Genomic DNA, 15,276 nt, shown 5'->3' with positions numbered 1-15,276 from the left:
AAAGATTATAATGGAGTAAGAGCCGCCCTAAAATTTTGGCACAAATTCCCATTATAAGAAAGAGTCTACCACGGCAGGGTGGAAAAAGATAGTACCCCCCATCACTTTTGTGGCGGTGACATATAAAAAGATTGTAAAGACTTTATCAAGCGAGCTGGGGCTTTTGCAGGGACAGTGGCTGCCGGTCAGCGGTTAAGTTTTGTTGCGGTTTGACCGGCACGGGGGTTCATAGTTGACAGGGTGTGCCGGCTCGTGGTAGTCTTCTAGAATCACAAGTTAACACTTGAGTGGGGGCCGCCCTAAAATTTCGGCACAGATTCCCATTATAATAAAGAGTCTACCACAGCAGGGTGGAAAAAGATAGTACCCCCTACCACTTTTGCGGCGGTAACATGTATAGCAGCAGTCATATAGGGCGGTTGAAACCGCAGCTATACAGACAAAACCCGCTTCGGCAAGGGTTTTCGAGGTTGCTAATCTTCGCGCCCAATATAGGGCGGTTGAAACCGCAGCTATACAGACAAAACCCGCTTCGGCAAGGGTTTTATAGCAGTAGGCACTTAGGGCGCAGGGTTTAACATCATGTAGGGGCTCTTTCACCCACAAAGAGTGCCACAAGCGCGACAACACCGAGAAACCCGCCCCTAACCTCTGATATAGGAGCAGTCATATTGGGCTATCAGTGGCCCAATTGCCGCACAACACTAGGGCGCTTATTTTTTCAATGTTAAACGTGTAAATTTATGTTGCAGTTGCAGATTAACAACAGTATGCGAGCCTGGGGGGAAGCAATCGGCGGTGGCGGGGGTTTTGTAAGAGCCGGTGCACGCCTTGCGCCCATTAAAGCCGCGCTATAAAAATTCATGTGCATGATTTGACAAAACCTCTTGACGACTCCTGTGTCTGCGTGCAATACTAAAGAGGTAAGTCAGAGAGCCTACCCGTCGAGCTAGGAAAAAATCAGTCGGGAACCCTTAGACTGACGACGCAAATCTAAACTTTCTGGTGAAACACCCAGGAGTAACAATGAAAAGCAATAAGATTGAGCGCAATTCCAACGCGACTGCAGCCGGTGCCGAGGGCGACGACGTCGTGCGTGACCAGAATAGTTTGTCCGACGGCGAGCTAGAGTCGATCGTGGGCGGCGCTACTACCCCGGCTGCCCCGGCGGCGAGTACGGCGAGTACACTCACGTTGGTTGGCGGGCTGGCCTCCGTCGGGGTTGATGGGGCTCTTGTGGGGGAGATTCAGCGTCAGTTAAGCCATTTTATAAGCGTATTTTATGTTGTGTAGGGGGCAAGTCCCGACTCAACTTCCGACTTAGGACTCAACTTCCGACAATAGAGAGAAAATAAAAGGGAAGGGTAGTCGAGGGCGTTTGGCAACTCTCTAATGCCTCTCTTATCCTAGCACTGACCTAAAAAATGTCAAAAGTCTTTCCCCGCTTCCCAAGGCGCTCGATTAGCCTCGATAAACTTCCGCACAACCTTTGCCACTAACTCGTTTTCCGATACCGGGCACTCCTGGCGGCGGTGGCAACTTCCAGAAGTGGAAACCCTATAGAAACCCGGCTTGTTTAAGAAGCCGGGTTTCTTGCGTGTACTTCATCGGACTGAAAACCGCTATATACCAATTTAATTGAATCCCGCCACAGGAGGGGCGCGTCGTGGAAAGTGCCCGCCCTTCTCGATGAGGAATTCGCTCTCGCTGCACTGTATTGGTTAAGGAGATATGAAAATGCGATAGTCGCAAGTTGATTAGACAGATAGAAGCACTGCGATAAGAGGATGATATGTCTTATGGTAATGGCACCCCACGGAGACGATATCTGTTTTATTCTCTCGGTATTTACGCAAATCTTTCTATCTAACCCTAAATGTAGAGGCGAGGCGTGCGTAATTTATCGGAGAATGAAACAGCCCTGCCCACGGAGACTGCCCCGTTCTCTTTTTGGGGCTTTACCCGGGGGATTGCCCCTACCGTTTCATCCCCACATTGTGCCAACCAGATCCAGTCCTGAATTTGAAAAAATTATTTGACAAAACCTCTTGACGACTCCTGTGTGTGCGTGCAATACTAAAGAGGTAAGTCAGAAAGCCTACCCGTCGAGCGAAGCCTACCCGTCGAGCTAGGAAAAAATCAGTCGGGGAGCCTTTTGACTGACGACGCAACTTACGTTCTGGTGGAACACCCAGGAGTAACAATCAAAAGCAATAAGATTGAGCAACGCAATCCGAGCGCGACAGCAGCCGGTGCCGAGGGCGACGTCGTGCGGGACTATGACTATGATAGTTTGTCCGAGGGCGAGCTGAGTGCGATCGTCGGGGGGTTGTCGAAGGGAAAGGAGGAAAAGAGGAAGAGCAGCTTCTAGGCAATCGAGGAGCAGCGCACCCGGCCATCATAGCACCCTCGAAGATACTATAGCACTCCCCTCAAAAAATGTCAAAAGTCTTTCCCCGCTTCCCAAGGCGCTCGATTTGCCTCGATAAACTTCCGCACAACCTGTGCCACAACTCGTTTTCCGATACCTGGCACCCCCTTTGTCCGGCCACTTTCTGAGTGGGATTGGCCTTTGTTGAGCGCTTCTTATCAGGAGAAGGATTGATATGAACCCCAGCTAAAAGCCGGCTCCCCCAGTGGGATATGGCTGAGGTTTTTCCCTTGGGTTTGTACTTTTGGCAAAATCCTCGATATTTCTGGGCACACTCCTCAAGAGGGAAGCCCAGTTGCAAGAAAGCTGGATGCCATTGGGTGAGTCCATCATCTGTCAGGCGTTCGTAACTTCCATAGTTGCTGAAATCATAGAAAAAGCCTTTGCGCATTTTGGCAGCTTTGGGGTTGCCGTGAATGTAGCGGAGCGTGTTTAAAGCGCGTTCCCGCTTCTGATGGCGCAAAACCGTCGCAGTAATACCGCTTTTCCCAAAAATGGCCGGTGCGCCCAAGCATGCGGTTGAAACACATGGCAGTATACCAGTTGAGAAAGTGCATAATTTTGGGCAAATCTTCCGACTGCGCCGGCTCGATGAGATAGTGGACGTGGTTGGACATAATGCAGAGGGCGTACAGTTTGAATTGATATTTGTCCAGCGCTTTCTTAATCGCATAGAGAAACACCTCCCGGCAGTCGCGCCGAGATAATTTGAACTCGCGATTATTGCAGCGAGTGGTGATATGATAGGAGTAGCCGGTTTGGAGATGGCGCGGTTTTCTAGAGATGAGCGTGAGAGCGAAGCGCGAAGCGCGAGGGCGAGCCAAAAATTCTTATAAACGAGAATACCTTTAGTGAGAGAATAATATAGCAGTATGCACTTAGGTTAGGACAAAGAGTTTAACATGATGTAGGAGCGGGTTCACCCACAACCTTTGCCACACAGCGACAACACCGATAAACCCGCCCCTAACCTCTGATATAGGAATTGGCACTTAGGTTAAGACATTGGGTTGCGCTTTCACCGGCACCGGTTCATTGAGTTGACGGGGGACACCGGCTGATGGTAGGATTTGGCAAGAACAGTCTAATAATGGAGTAAAAGCCGCCCTAAATTTTTGGCACAGATTCCCACTCTAAGAACAAGTCTACCACGCCAGAGGGGAAAAAGATAGTACCCCCCCACTCCCAAAGCGCCGGCAGCGGGGGAAAAATCAGAAAAATCTGCAAGCGGATTGAGCAGTGGGGCGGAGGTGCCGGTGAAAATTTTGCTTTGCGGTTTGCCGGTTCATTGAGTTGACGGGGTACACCGGCTGATGGTAGGATTTGGCAAGAACAGTCTAATAATGGAGTAAAAGCCGCCCTAAATTTTTGGCACAGATTCCCACTCTAAGAACAAGTCTACCACGCCAGAGGGGAAAAAGATAGTACCCCCCCACTCCCAAAGCGCCGGCAGCGGGGGAAAAATCAGAAAAATCTGCAAGCGGATTGAGCAGTGGGGCGGAGGTGCCGGTGAAAATTTTGCTTTGCGGTTTGCCGGTTCATTGAGTTGACGGGGTACACCGGCTGATGGTAGGATTTGGCAAGAACAGTCTAATAATGGAGTAAAAGCCGCCCTAAATTTTTGGCATAGATTCCCACTCTAAAAACAAGTTTACCACGCCAGAGGGGAAAAAGATAGTACCCCCCCACTCCCAAAGCGCCGGCAGCGGGGGAAAAATCAGAAAAATCTGCAAGCGGATTGAGCAGTGGGGCGGAGGTGCCGGTGAAAATTTTGCTTTGCGGTTTGCCGGTTCATTGAGTTGACGGGGTACACCGGCTGATGGTAGGATTTGGCAAGAACAGTCTAATAATGGAGTAAAAGCCGCCCTAAATTTTTGGCACAGATTCCCACTATAAGAACAAGTCTACCACGCCAGAGGGGAAAAAGATAGTACCCCCCCACTCCCAAAGCGCCGGCAGCGGGGGAAAAATCAGAAAAATCTGCAAGCGGATTGAGCAGTGGGGCGGAGGTGCCGGTGAGAATTTTGCTTTGCGGTTTGCCGGTTCATTGAGTTGACGGGGTACACCGGCTGATGGTAGGATTTGGCAAGAACAGTCTAATAATGGAGTAAAAGCCGCCCTAAATTTTTGGCACAGATTCCCACTATAAGAACAAGTCTACCACACCAGAAAGGTGCCGATGCGGTTTTAACCCACCAGCGACAAAATTGGGATGCCGCCAAACTCATTTACCCATTCCCTGCAAATAAAAATCCCGCTCGCAGAATTGTAGCGGGTTTGGTTTATGGTGTGAGGAGTGAACATATAACTGTCACTATAATAAACTATACTCACCTGCTGTGACAAGAGTGTGACACTCAAATGGCAATAATGTGTTAAAACACCGGCACCGCATGGGATTGCACCTTTGGGCTAAAGCCCAACTACAAACTTTTGGGCTAAAGCCCAACTACAAACCTTTGGGCTAAAGCCCAACTACAAACCTTTGGGCTAAAGCCCAACTACAAACCTTTGGGCTAAAGCCCAACTACAAACTTTTGGGCTAAAACACAACTACAAACGGTACATCGGCACCCGCAGATCGCCAGAATGCCGGTGCCGGCATATTATGGTTATAATCTCCGTGCCATAAGAATGTTCAGCTTTCTTCTGGGGGAGGGTGGAGTTTAGATAGACCTTATATGCGGGCACATTTTCTCATGTTACTAATATAGCAAAAGAATCAGCCTCTGTCAAGCAGTTTTTTCCTTTTTCTGGAGCTCAGGCTCTGGCTGGGAAGCAAAAGCCGGTGGGCTGCAGCCGGCTGATAATTGAAAAGAGTGCGAGATATCAGCGGGCGCACGAACTTCTCAAGGGCTTGATGAGTCTGCAATGGAAAGAGCGAGACGAGACAGGGCGCGTCCTAAACTAAGGGAGAAAAGCCGTTATGTACGAATTGGCTCAAGGCATTCCCAACCTGCCTGACTTGACCCATCCCAATGAACTCATAGAATTTGGCACCCAAATCCTCAAGGTGTCGCAAAAATTAGCTATACTAGCGATATTATTAGGAATCGCCTTCGCCCTGATCGGCTGGGCGTACCGGCGCTCTGTCGGGCCAGATGGGGCAACTCTGCTAGGAGAGTGGCTGACACGCTATGACCTGTTGCTGCGGGCGCTGCCGCACGCGATTCTAGTCCTGACGCTGATGCTCGGGGGGTTCTTTCTGTGCTCGACTCTAGCCAACCGCTACCATAACTGGGAGCAAGCGCGGGTTGCCAAAGTGGCTGAGCGGGTTGCCGGCGACCGGCTCGAACAGCCGGCACCGCAAGTCCGCTACGTCATCCCAGAACCCTACACTTACGACGCCATACTGCGAGGCAAAGTCGTCTCTGTCAAAAAAACCCGAGATGTCAACCGCTTCCTAACACTTGCCGGCTCGCAAATAGAGGTGAAAATTGACCAATTTCCCGATCCGCAAAAGAACGAGCGCCAGATTTACCGGGCGGACTTTAAGGGTGAGTACAGAGTGGTTAATTCCCTCAACGAGGCGGAGGATTTTTTCTTTGAAGTCAGTCCACCCACCGGCTATTCGCTGCTGCAAAATTTCAAGGTGGAGCGAGATGGGCTGCGCCTGGTGCCGGTGAATCCGGGAGACTACGGCTTTCCCTTGCGCCTGAATCCGGGGCAAGAAACCCGCTTTCTCGTCACCTATCAGGCGCAAGGCGGGCCAAGGTGGGTTTACAGTGCCGGTGGCCAGCTGCTGTCAAATTTCCGCTTGAGCGTGCTGGCGAACTTCCCGAAGGCTGATTTTGCCAGCGGCATTGTCCCAAGCGAAAGCAAGCCAGAGAGACAAGGCACCAGATTTACCTGGGTCTTTGATGACAATGTTTCTGTGCGCAACCCCTTTGGCGTGTTCACATCCACCGGCCCAGTTCGCAACACCGGCATTCTTCCGCGCTTGCTGTTGCTGGCACCAGCGCTGTTCCTGTGGTGGGTGCTGGTGCTGTACTTGTCGCTGACGCTGAGGCTGCGGGATGTGGCCCTTGCCGGCGGCCTGTTTTTTGCCTGCCTGCTGGCGCTCACCTATCTGAGCCGGCTGATTAATGTCCAGCTCGCGTGGGCGGGGATTTCCCTAGTGCTGCTGGTGCTGGTGTGGGGGTTGGGGTCAAACCGGCGGCAGTCCCTAGCCGCAGTGATTGCCACCATTGCCGGTGGGGTGCTGCCGGTTTTGGGATTAATCGTGCCCTACAGTGGGCTCACCCTCAGTTTAGCGGGATTGATGTGCGCCGTCTGGCTAGCAGTCCGCCACTGGTACAAGTGGGATGAAATCGAGCGAATTCTCCCAGACGCCCGCCGGTAGGGCCAGCCAGTGTGGCAGGGCCACACAACCCTGAAAGAAACCGGGTTTCTATGGAAATTTGTTCACCAATGTGATGCCGGTGAACGCCAAATCTTACTTAAAAGTATCCTTGAGGACAGTGCGAGCGGCCAGGTGATTGCGGGTGGAAGTGAGAATTTCGGCTTCTCGTTCCAGCCGAGCGGTCGTGTCTTGCATTTCCAGAAGGTCTTGCTGTTCCTTGGGGACGCCGTAAAGGTTGCTGGCCACCCAGTAGGACAGCTCTCTGGGAAGGTTGGGGATGTCTTCCGGCAGTTCAATTTTTTGATCCATCAGCTTAGCGGAGAGACGGACCACATCCCGGAGGAGTTCTTCTACTTCTGCGGCGAGGGGTCGGAGGTCCTTTGCCGGTGGCTGGTCTTCGAGCCACTCAACTAAGCCCACGCGATAGGGCTTTTCGCGCACGTACTCCAGCACGCGAAACCTTTGCTGGCCAAGTGTCCAGATTTTCATGCGGTCGTCAGGGAGGCGCTGGAACTGCAGGATTTCGGCGCAGCATCCAACTGTGGCAATTTGACCTCCGACGGGATCGACCATGAGAACCCCAAACCTGCGATCCGTTTCCAGAATCGTGTTCATCATGATCCGGTAGCGATATTCAAAGATGTGCAGGGGGAGGGGTCTGCCAGGAAAGAGAACCACTTCCGGCAAGGGAAATAGGGGGAGTTCTCGAACAGCGATCGAGGATGCGGATGCCATTGTCCCTCAGTCAACTAAGTAATTTCGCTTCTGATTCTACTTTAGCCGATTTTCCTGGTCGAATTCCAACGGCAAAGCCCTTTAGAGTTGCCTCTAAAGGGCTGGCATGGCGGCCCAAACGCCCGACGGCCTACAGTTAATTTGCAAAATACAAGCTGGGATGCAACTGTCCAATTCTTGTTTTAAACTCTCCAAGAGTTTGCAAACGTCTGGCATTAATGCAAATTAGATGTTTTTCTATTTAGAGCGGCTGGTGGGGCCGGCACAAAAGGTGAGCGGTGTTACAGCTTGACTTCAATATCCACACCGGCAGGCAGGTCAAGCTTCATCAAGGCGTCAATGGTTTTGGAAGAGGGTTGGTAAATGTCGATAATGCGGCGGTGGGTGCGAGTTTCAAAATGCTCCCGGGAATCCTTATCCACGTGAGGGGAGCGAAGCAAGCAATAAATGCGGCGGCGGGTGGGCAGGGGGATCGGACCGATGGCTGTGGCGTTTGTCCGATTGGCCGTGTCTACGATTTTTTCGCAGGAGGCGTCAAGGATGCGGCGGTCATAAGCTTTCAGGCGAATGCGAATTTTTTGCTGCTGTAGTGTGGCCATTTTTTTCAGTTGTCTAGGTTCAGTTCTAGATAAAAAACTGCGAGTTGCTTGCTTGAGAATTTTTGCTTGCCAGTAAGATACTTTGGACTGACTGGGCACTGGAGAAACCGAGTTTCTCTGGCGGGAAACCCGGTGTCTTTGAAAGGGTGCGCAAGTTGTAAACACAGACAGGATCGGGAGCGGAAAAGCACCTTGACTGGTGGTTGCTTTTCCGCTCGGAACTGCGCGAGCGCCTGCTGTTTTACTTGAGGATCTTAGAGACGACGCCGGAACCGACGGTGCGACCGCCTTCGCGGATGGCGAAGCGCATCCCCTGCTCAATAGCGATCGGGTTAATCAGCTCAACCGTCATTTTTATGTTGTCGCCCGGCATCACCATTTCGGCTTGGCCGCCTTCACTATCGGTAAAGTCGCTGATCGTGCCGGTCACATCCGTGGTGCGGACGTAGAACTGCGGGCGGTAGCCAGGGAAAAACGGGGTGTGCCGGCCACCTTCTTCCTTGGTCAGGATGTACACCTCAGACTCAAACTTGGTGTGAGGGGTGATCGAGCCCGGTTTGGCCAGCACCATGCCCCGCTCAACGTCAGTTTTCTGAATCCCCCGCAGGAGAATGCCGGCGTTATCCCCAGCGAGCCCTTCCTCCAGAGACTTTTTGAACATTTCTATACCCGTCACCGTGGTGCTGCGCGTGGGTTTGATGCCAACCAGCTCAACGCTGTCACCGATTTTGACCTTGCCGCGCTCAATCCGTCCCGTGGCCACCGTACCCCGACCGGTGATCGTGAACACGTCTTCAACGGCCATCAAGAACGGCTTGTCAATATCCCGCTCTGGCGTGGGGATGTAAGAGTCCACAGCATCCATCAGCGCGTAAATCTGATCCACCCACTCATCGTCGCCCCGCTTGGTGCCAGGGTTGGAAGTCATCTTTTCCAGAGCCTTCAGAGCGGAGCCGGCCACAATGGGAATGCTGTCACCGTCGAAATCGTAAGAGGTCAGCAGCTCGCGGACTTCCAGCTCCACCAGTTCCAGCAGCTCTGGGTCGTCGAGCATGTCTTTCTTGTTCAAGAAGACGACGATGTTGGGAACCCCCACCTGCCTGGCCAGCAGGATGTGTTCGCGGGTTTGGGGCATGGGGCCATCAGCTGCGGACACCACCAGGATAGCGCCGTCCATCTGAGCCGCGCCGGTGATCATATTCTTCACATAGTCAGCGTGCCCGGGGCAGTCCACGTGAGCGTAGTGCCGAGATTCGGTTTGGTACTCGACGTGAGCGGTATTGATCGTAATCCCCCGCGCTTTTTCCTCGGGCGCGGCGTCAATTTCATCGTACTTCTTGGCTGTTGCCTGACCCAGCGCCGCCAGCGTCATGGTGATGGCGGCAGTGAGGGTGGTTTTGCCGTGGTCAACGTGACCGATCGTGCCGATGTTGACGTGGGGTTTAGTCCGTTCAAACTTTGAGCGTGCCATGTAATGATATCTTCCTTTTTCCTTTGTCAGCTGTCAGCTGCCAGCGGTCAGTCGCCAGTTGTTTCTTGCTGCTGACGGCTGACTGCTGACTTCTGACTTATTATGCGTTCCCTTTGCTCTTAGCGATGATCGGCTCAGCCACGCTGCGAGGCACCTCATCGTAGTGGCTGAACTCCATCGTGAAGATACCCCGCCCTTGGGTCTTTGACCGAATGTCGGTGGCGTAGCCAAACATGGTCGCCAGCGGGACTTTGGATGTCACCTTGGCGAGTCCCTGTTCAGTGCTTTGGTTTTCAATCTGCCCCCGGCGGGAGATGAGGTCGCCAATGACGTTCCCGATAAAGTCTTCGGGAACTTCCACCTCAACCTTCATCATAGGCTCTAAAAGAACCGGTGTGGCTTTCATCACTGCCTCTTTCATCGCCATCGACCCAGCGATCTTAAAGGCCATTTCGGACGAGTCCACTTCGTGGAAGGAACCGTCTACCATAGTAGCCTTGATGTCAATCACCGGGTAGCCAGCCAGGATGCCGGACTCGCAGGCTTCTTTCATCCCTTGCTCGGCTGGGGAGATGTACTCTTTCGGCACCACACCCCCGACAATCTTGGAGACAAATTCAAAGCCGGTTCCGGGCTCTCCCGGTTCGACTTCGATCACGACGTGACCGTACTGGCCCTTCCCGCCGCTCTGGCGGATAAACTTGCCTTCGGCCCGGACATGTTTGCGAATCGTCTCTCGGTAAGCTACTTGCGGTTGGCCCACGTTGGCTTCCACTTTGTACTCGCGCAGCATCCGGTCCACCAGAATCTCCAGGTGCAGTTCGCCCATGCCGGCGATCACCGTCTGGTTGGTTTCTGGATCGACACTGACGCGGAAGGTGGGGTCTTCTTCTGACAGGGCTTGCAGCGCCTTGGAAAGCTTCTCCATGTCCTGCTTGGTCTTGGGCTCGACCGCCACGGAGATCACCGGTTCAGGAATAAACAGCGACTCCAGGATAATTTGCGAGCTGTCCTCGCAGATTGTGTCTCCGGTAAAGGTTTCCTTCAGGCCCAGGGCTGCGCCCAGGTCGCCGGCCCGCAGTTCCTCCACCTCAATCCGGTCGTCCGCCTTGAGAACGATCAGGCGAGACACCCGCTCTTTTTTGCCCTTGGTGGAGTTGATCACGTAGCTGCCTTTCTTGAGCACGCCCGAGTAGACGCGCACAAAGGTCAGCCGTCCGTAGGGATCTGCCATAATCTTGAACGCCAGAGCTGCCAGGGGCTGGCTGTCATCGGCTCGGCGCTCCGCTGTTTCGCCGGAAGGCAGGGTGCCCTGAATCGGCGGAATGTCAAGCGGTGAGGGCAGGTAATCCACCACAGCGTCCAGCATCAGCTGCACGCCTTTATTTTTGAAGGCGGAGCCGCACAGCATCGGCACAATCGTCCCGGCAATGGTGCCTTGGCGCAGCGCGGTTTTGATTTCCTCTTCGGTGAGCTCTTCCCCTTCCAGGTACTTCTCGGTGAGGGCGTCATCCGTTTCTGCCACGGACTCAACCAGCTTCAGCCGGTACTCCTCAGCCAGATCCCGAATGTCTTCGGGAATTTCGGTGTCCTCAATATCGGTTCCGATGTCGTTGGTGTAGATTTTGGCCCGCATGCGCACCAAGTCTACAATCCCCCGGAAACTGTCTTCGCTGCCGATCGGGATTTGGATGGGTACGGCGTTCGCCCGCATCCGGTCGCGGATCTGGCCATAGACTTTGTAGAAGTTGGCTCCTGTCCGGTCCATCTTGTTGACAAAGGCTATTCGAGGCACCTTATACCTGTCTGCCTGTCTCCACACTGTCTCGGACTGGGGCTGCACGCCCCCCACCGAGCAGAACACCGCGATTACCCCATCCAACACCCGCATGGAGCGCTCCACTTCGATGGTGAAGTCTACGTGACCCGGAGTGTCGATAATGTTGATCTGATGGTCTTTCCAGCTGGTGCTGATAGCAGCGGCAGTAATGGTAATGCCCCGCTCCCGCTCCTGCTCCATCCAGTCTGTTACCGTGGTCCCTTCGTGAACCTCACCAATTTTGTGGACCACACCGGAATAGAACAGAATGCGCTCTGTTGTTGTCGTCTTGCCGGCGTCAATATGGGCTGCAATCCCTATATTGCGCACTTTCTCGAGCGGGTTGTTACGTGCCACAGCTACCTCCTTTATTTCTGCCGCTGATATTTATGGGTTGCCGCTTTCTGGGGGATTCTGTGCCTGCAAAAGCTGGCACCGGCACTTGGAATCGCCTCAAAATGCTCTGCTCAGGCCATACAGCTGCAACCTTCGCTGGCCCAACATGAGAATCCTGTCCCATCGCTGAAAGCGTTTGGGACTTTTTGAGCGCTCGTCCAGGCGTTTCTTTTGCCGCCCCAGGTAACGGCCTCGTGGATACCGAGTTCCCCCTTAATATATTTTAATATTTTTCGTTACGTTTTGTTCACGTGGGAACCCCCGGGCGGGAACTCGGACTCCTGAGCGTTAGTACCGGTAGTGAGCGAACGCCTTGTTGGCTTCCGCCATCCGGTGGGTTTCTTCCCGCTTGCGAATCGCACTTCCTGTCTCGTTGGCGGCATCCATCAGCTCGTTGGCCAACTTGGAGGACATTGTCCGGCCCCCTCTCGCCCGGGCGTACTGGATCAGCCAGCGCAGCGCCAGTGCCGTCCCCCGTTCCGAACGGACTTCCATCGGCACCTGGTAAGTGGCACCCCCAACCCGCCGCGCTTTCACCTCCACCAGCGGGGTGGCGTTGCGCACGGCTTTTTCAAACGTTTCCAGGGGATCTCCGCCGGTGCGCTCCTGAATCGTTTTGAAGGCGTCGTAGACAATCCGGTAGGCGAGAGATTTTTTGCCACTCTCCATCACCCGCCGCACCATCATGCTCACCAAGCGGCTGTTATAGACGGAATCTGGAGGAACGGTACGTTTTTGAGCGCTACTGCGTCGCGACATAATCAGTCTTCAATGATATAATTAGTGTGTTTTTTCGTTTCCATTCAATTCCCCTGCCAGCGAGAGCGCGGACAGCCGCCGGTCGGGGCAGCGTCCGGGAGCCTCCCCCTGCCCTATGAACCGTTCTGTTCCCGCTGGCCACACGGGATTGTCTGAAGGGTTGATTCCTGCTGCTTTATCGCTCCGGCTGCCGGCTGGCGGGAGGAGCCCCATACAAACAGAGGCTATCTACTTTTCTGTGAGCGGGCCTCTGCCCTATGCTTGCTGCTAACGCCTTGGGCGTCCCTCGCATCTGGCGATCGACCGCTCAACCTACTTCGCCGCTGCTTTGGGACGCTTGGCCCCATATTTAGAGCGACCTTGCCGGCGGTCTTTCACCCCAGCGGTATCTAGCGTCCCACGAATAATGTGGTATCTAACACCGGGTAAGTCTTTCACCCGTCCGCCCCGAATCATCACTACTGAGTGCTCTTGCAGGTTGTGGCCTATCCCTGGAATGTACGCTGTCACCTCAAATCCGGAAGTGAGGCGAACCCGCGCCACCTTCCGCAGCGCTGAGTTGGGCTTTTTCGGGGTTGTGGTGTAAACTCTTGTACAAACGCCACGACGCTGAGGGCAACTCTTCAAAGCCGGCGATTTCGTTTTCTTCTGGATTTTTTGGCGTTCGCTACGAATGAGCTGCTGAATTGTGGGCATGGATTAAGGCGTGTGCAGCTTTTTGCTGTTCAAACTTTCAACAAAAGGACATTGTATCTATTTTGACGCTCTGCTGTCAAATCTTTTCTTCAAAAACTTCAAAACCGCCGCTAGTCCCCTGCTCTAGGGGTCAGCCGGCACCTCGCTCAAAGTCGGTGGAGAAGGAGTGACCGCACCCACAGCTGGCGGTGGCGTTGGGGTTGTGGAAGCGGAAACCGCCCCCCATCAGATCCTCTGAGTAATCTAAAGTCAGGCCGGTGAGGGTTTTGACGCTCTCGCCATCGACAGCCACCACGATCCCGCTGCTCTCACAGACTCGGTCGTCAGGTCTGGCGGCGGCGATTTCCATTATATAGTACAAGCCTGCGCAGCCGCCTTCCCCCACCCCAAGCCGAAACAAAGCATTGGGACTCTCATGCTTGGACTTCAGGCGCTTGATTTCGCGGACGGCTGCTGGGCTCAGGTGAATCATCGACTTGTGCCTGGTCAAAAAGGAAACGAGCTTCCTTTTTATCCTCACACGGAAGCTGCCCTCTTCGCTACGGCACAGCAAGTAAACCCCCTCCCGCCCCCCGGGTGGCCTTCTGGGCGCAAGTCCAGCTCTTGTCAACTTTAACGCCCTGTATCCATAATCAACCGCCCTCGGGAGGGGACGCCAAGAAGCTTCCTTTTGCGCTCCTTGACGGGGGCGGTTCATGATTGACGGTTTCTGGGATGGCCTCGACCCGCGTGCGGAGCCGGTCGAATCCCCACTCTCTAGGATTGGGCGCGGGCATAGTCGTCTTGGAACCGCACAATGTCGTCTTCTCCCAGGTACTCCCCATTCTGCACCTCAATCAGCACTAGGGGGATCGCGCCGGGATTTTCCAGCCGGTGGGACGTGCAAGGGGGGACGTAGGTGGACTGATTGCTGCAGAGCAGCTCCTCGATGTCGCCGCAGGTCACCTTCGCTGTCCCCGATACGACGATCCAGTGCTCGCTGCGGTGGTGGTGCATTTGCAAGCTCAGCCGGTGTCCGGGTTTGACTTCAATGCGCTTGATTTTGTATCCGCGCCCCTCTTCGAGAACGGTGAACGATCCCCAAGGACGCATTTCCGTCGCGGCCACTTCATTGCTGCCGGCAGCTCCCAGCATGGCTTGCACTTGAGACAGTTCTTTAACTTGGACCATGATTTTCTGATACATTTACGCGACATTATTCCGGGTATTCCAGGACAATGCACCGATAGCACGCTTCCCCATTAAAAGTGATAGAGGCGGTATCCCGCAAAGCTTTCAGGAATATCCTAAAAGCACCGTTCCAGTCTTGCGAAGTGCGTAAATCCGCAGCCCCAGACAGTGGAAAACTTTAGAGCCACCCCTTGCAGGTGTGGACATGGCCGACTGCGAGTGCCGGTGCCGCTGGCGAATTCTTCGGTGACATCCACAGGGCCTGGTTCCCGTCAATTCAGCCTGATGCTTTAAAGTCATTTTGAACTTTTGAACTGGTCGTGCGCCGTACCGAGCATCGCTCTCGCCGTTTTTGACCTGATTTTTCGCCAAGACCTAGGCTTCCGTGTCGGAAGTCAAGGGAGGTTGGCTGAAAAATAAGCGCGGGAATTGAAGTCGCGATTTGCCTGTTCGGAGCTGACCATTAGGCCATGTCTATTTCTCAGCTTTGCCTGTATTGTATCACGTTTTGTAAGATTGTGCAAGAAATCCAGGATTAAATTTTAGCTCCTTGAGGATTGCTTGTGGAATTGAGGTGCCCGATTCACAGATGGGTTCTGGCCATGAGGCTGGCCATTCGGGCCATGATTTCGACAAAGGCTGTAACATCCCGCAGCCATAACTTCTGGGAAATGCTGCAACGTCTGGGACGGATTTTTTTGAAAATAAGTTGAGCGTGCCTTAAGATAACTAAAAAGCAGGGCGTGTCATCCAGCTGTTGAATCTTCCAGTTTCGGGCACCGAACTCCAACATAGCAAGTGTTCCCCAGGTGCTGCCATCAGTAAACTGGTCAATTTCGCCAATTCACACAGAATCTT

General features: G+C 53.6%; 15 protein-coding genes and 1 pseudogene. 3 read left to right on the top strand and 13 right to left on the bottom strand.

Features of this window, described 5'->3' with window-relative positions; all coding sequences use genetic code 11:
- Positions 1-1,026 precede the first annotated feature (1,026 nt).
- Entirely contained in the window at positions 1,027-1,293 is a 267-nt protein-coding gene (locus OSC10802_RS0117455) for a hypothetical protein (RefSeq protein WP_017718057.1), read from the top strand.
- 862 nt (positions 1,294-2,155) lie between these two features.
- Positions 2,156-2,371 carry a hypothetical protein gene (locus OSC10802_RS0117450; RefSeq protein WP_017718056.1) on the top strand — a complete coding sequence of 72 codons (216 nt, stop codon included), beginning with the start codon at positions 2,156-2,158 and terminating at the stop codon, positions 2,369-2,371.
- Between the two features lie 61 nt (positions 2,372-2,432).
- Here the strand turns inward: OSC10802_RS0117450 and OSC10802_RS56540 are convergent, their stop codons facing one another.
- The 3 genes from OSC10802_RS56540 to OSC10802_RS50185 form a co-directional block, all read right to left on the bottom strand.
- Positions 2,433-2,822, bottom strand: a complete 390-nt coding sequence (locus OSC10802_RS56540) for a hypothetical protein (protein WP_232731703.1) — start codon at positions 2,820-2,822, stop codon at positions 2,433-2,435.
- Positions 2,800-3,255 carry a transposase gene (locus OSC10802_RS56535; protein ID WP_232731702.1) on the bottom strand — a complete coding sequence of 152 codons (456 nt, stop codon included), beginning with the start codon at positions 3,253-3,255 and terminating at the stop codon, positions 2,800-2,802. The genes OSC10802_RS56540 and OSC10802_RS56535 overlap by 23 nt, the downstream gene beginning before the upstream one ends.
- Before the next feature lie 1,729 nt (positions 3,256-4,984).
- Positions 4,985-5,122 (bottom strand): hypothetical protein, encoded by a 138-nt coding sequence (locus tag OSC10802_RS50185; RefSeq protein ID WP_155967996.1) that lies wholly within the window; start codon positions 5,120-5,122, stop codon positions 4,985-4,987.
- Between the two features lie 235 nt (positions 5,123-5,357).
- Between OSC10802_RS50185 and OSC10802_RS0117420 the strand changes: the two genes are divergently transcribed.
- Positions 5,358-6,773: a hypothetical protein gene (locus OSC10802_RS0117420; protein ID WP_017718052.1), complete on the top strand. Its 1,416-nt coding sequence runs from the start codon at positions 5,358-5,360 to the stop codon at positions 6,771-6,773.
- 93 nt (positions 6,774-6,866) lie between these two features.
- Here OSC10802_RS0117420 and OSC10802_RS0117415 read toward each other — a convergent pair whose 3' ends face one another.
- The 10 genes and pseudogenes from OSC10802_RS0117415 to OSC10802_RS0117365 all read right to left on the bottom strand — a co-directional run bounded on the left by OSC10802_RS0117415 (position 6,867) and on the right by OSC10802_RS0117365 (position 15,211).
- On the bottom strand, positions 6,867-7,508 hold the full coding sequence (locus OSC10802_RS0117415) for an LON peptidase substrate-binding domain-containing protein (RefSeq protein ID WP_017718051.1): 642 nt from the start codon (positions 7,506-7,508) through the stop codon (positions 6,867-6,869).
- A 281-nt stretch (positions 7,509-7,789) separates the two neighbouring features.
- Positions 7,790-8,107: a 30S ribosomal protein S10 gene (rpsJ, locus tag OSC10802_RS0117410; protein WP_026098579.1), complete on the bottom strand. Its 318-nt coding sequence runs from the start codon at positions 8,105-8,107 to the stop codon at positions 7,790-7,792.
- Positions 8,108-8,348: 241 nt separating this feature from the next.
- Complete coding sequence (gene tuf, locus OSC10802_RS0117405; RefSeq protein WP_017718049.1) at positions 8,349-9,578, bottom strand: elongation factor Tu; 1,230 nt, start codon at positions 9,576-9,578, stop codon at positions 8,349-8,351.
- 100 nt (positions 9,579-9,678) lie between these two features.
- Positions 9,679-11,754 carry an elongation factor G gene (gene fusA / locus OSC10802_RS0117400; protein ID WP_017718048.1) on the bottom strand — a complete coding sequence of 692 codons (2,076 nt, stop codon included), beginning with the start codon at positions 11,752-11,754 and terminating at the stop codon, positions 9,679-9,681.
- Positions 11,755-12,081: 327 nt separating this feature from the next.
- Positions 12,082-12,552 carry a 30S ribosomal protein S7 gene (gene rpsG, locus OSC10802_RS0117390; protein ID WP_026098578.1) on the bottom strand — a complete coding sequence of 157 codons (471 nt, stop codon included), beginning with the start codon at positions 12,550-12,552 and terminating at the stop codon, positions 12,082-12,084.
- A 312-nt stretch (positions 12,553-12,864) separates the two neighbouring features.
- Positions 12,865-13,248 (bottom strand): 30S ribosomal protein S12, encoded by a 384-nt coding sequence (gene rpsL, locus OSC10802_RS0117380; RefSeq protein WP_017718045.1) that lies wholly within the window; start codon positions 13,246-13,248, stop codon positions 12,865-12,867.
- Positions 13,249-13,378: 130 nt separating this feature from the next.
- Positions 13,379-13,720 carry a HesB/IscA family protein gene (locus OSC10802_RS0117375; RefSeq protein ID WP_017718044.1) on the bottom strand — a complete coding sequence of 114 codons (342 nt, stop codon included), beginning with the start codon at positions 13,718-13,720 and terminating at the stop codon, positions 13,379-13,381.
- Between the two features lie 284 nt (positions 13,721-14,004).
- Positions 14,005-14,418 carry a phosphomannose isomerase type II C-terminal cupin domain gene (locus tag OSC10802_RS0117370; RefSeq protein WP_026098577.1) on the bottom strand — a complete coding sequence of 138 codons (414 nt, stop codon included), beginning with the start codon at positions 14,416-14,418 and terminating at the stop codon, positions 14,005-14,007.
- Between the two features lie 15 nt (positions 14,419-14,433).
- Positions 14,434-14,786 (bottom strand): annotated as a pseudogene (locus OSC10802_RS54580) (zinc ribbon domain-containing protein); the annotation flags it as partial.
- A 215-nt stretch (positions 14,787-15,001) separates the two neighbouring features.
- Complete coding sequence (locus OSC10802_RS0117365) at positions 15,002-15,211, bottom strand: hypothetical protein (RefSeq protein ID WP_017718042.1); 210 nt, start codon at positions 15,209-15,211, stop codon at positions 15,002-15,004.
- Positions 15,212-15,276: the final 65 nt, after the last annotated feature.

Source organism: Kamptonema formosum PCC 10802 (assembly GCF_000332335.1).
Lineage (GTDB): Bacteria > Cyanobacteriota > Cyanobacteriia > Cyanobacteriales > Oscillatoriaceae > Oscillatoria.
This window is presented reverse-complemented; position numbering and strand designations above follow the sequence as displayed.

Excerpts from the sequence above, each read along its gene's own strand:
- OSC10802_RS0117455 (WP_017718057.1), top strand. The coding sequence starts at position 1,027 with ATGAAAAGCAATAAGATTGAGCGCAATTCCAACGCGACTGCAGCCGGT.
- OSC10802_RS56540 (WP_232731703.1), bottom strand. The coding sequence starts at position 2,822 with ATGCGCAAAGGCTTTTTCTATGATTTCAGCAACTATGGAAGTTACGAA.
- OSC10802_RS0117420 (WP_017718052.1), top strand. The coding sequence starts at position 5,358 with ATGTACGAATTGGCTCAAGGCATTCCCAACCTGCCTGACTTGACCCAT.
- OSC10802_RS0117415 (WP_017718051.1), bottom strand. The coding sequence starts at position 7,508 with ATGGCATCCGCATCCTCGATCGCTGTTCGAGAACTCCCCCTATTTCCC.
- rpsJ (WP_026098579.1), bottom strand. The coding sequence starts at position 8,107 with ATGGCCACACTACAGCAGCAAAAAATTCGCATTCGCCTGAAAGCTTAT.
- tuf (WP_017718049.1), bottom strand. The coding sequence starts at position 9,578 with ATGGCACGCTCAAAGTTTGAACGGACTAAACCCCACGTCAACATCGGC.
- rpsG (WP_026098578.1), bottom strand. The coding sequence starts at position 12,552 with ATGTCGCGACGCAGTAGCGCTCAAAAACGTACCGTTCCTCCAGATTCC.
- rpsL (WP_017718045.1), bottom strand. The coding sequence starts at position 13,248 with ATGCCCACAATTCAGCAGCTCATTCGTAGCGAACGCCAAAAAATCCAG.
- OSC10802_RS0117375 (WP_017718044.1), bottom strand. The coding sequence starts at position 13,720 with ATGATTCACCTGAGCCCAGCAGCCGTCCGCGAAATCAAGCGCCTGAAG.
- OSC10802_RS0117370 (WP_026098577.1), bottom strand. The coding sequence starts at position 14,418 with ATGGTCCAAGTTAAAGAACTGTCTCAAGTGCAAGCCATGCTGGGAGCT.
- OSC10802_RS0117365 (WP_017718042.1), bottom strand. The coding sequence starts at position 15,211 with ATGTTGGAGTTCGGTGCCCGAAACTGGAAGATTCAACAGCTGGATGAC.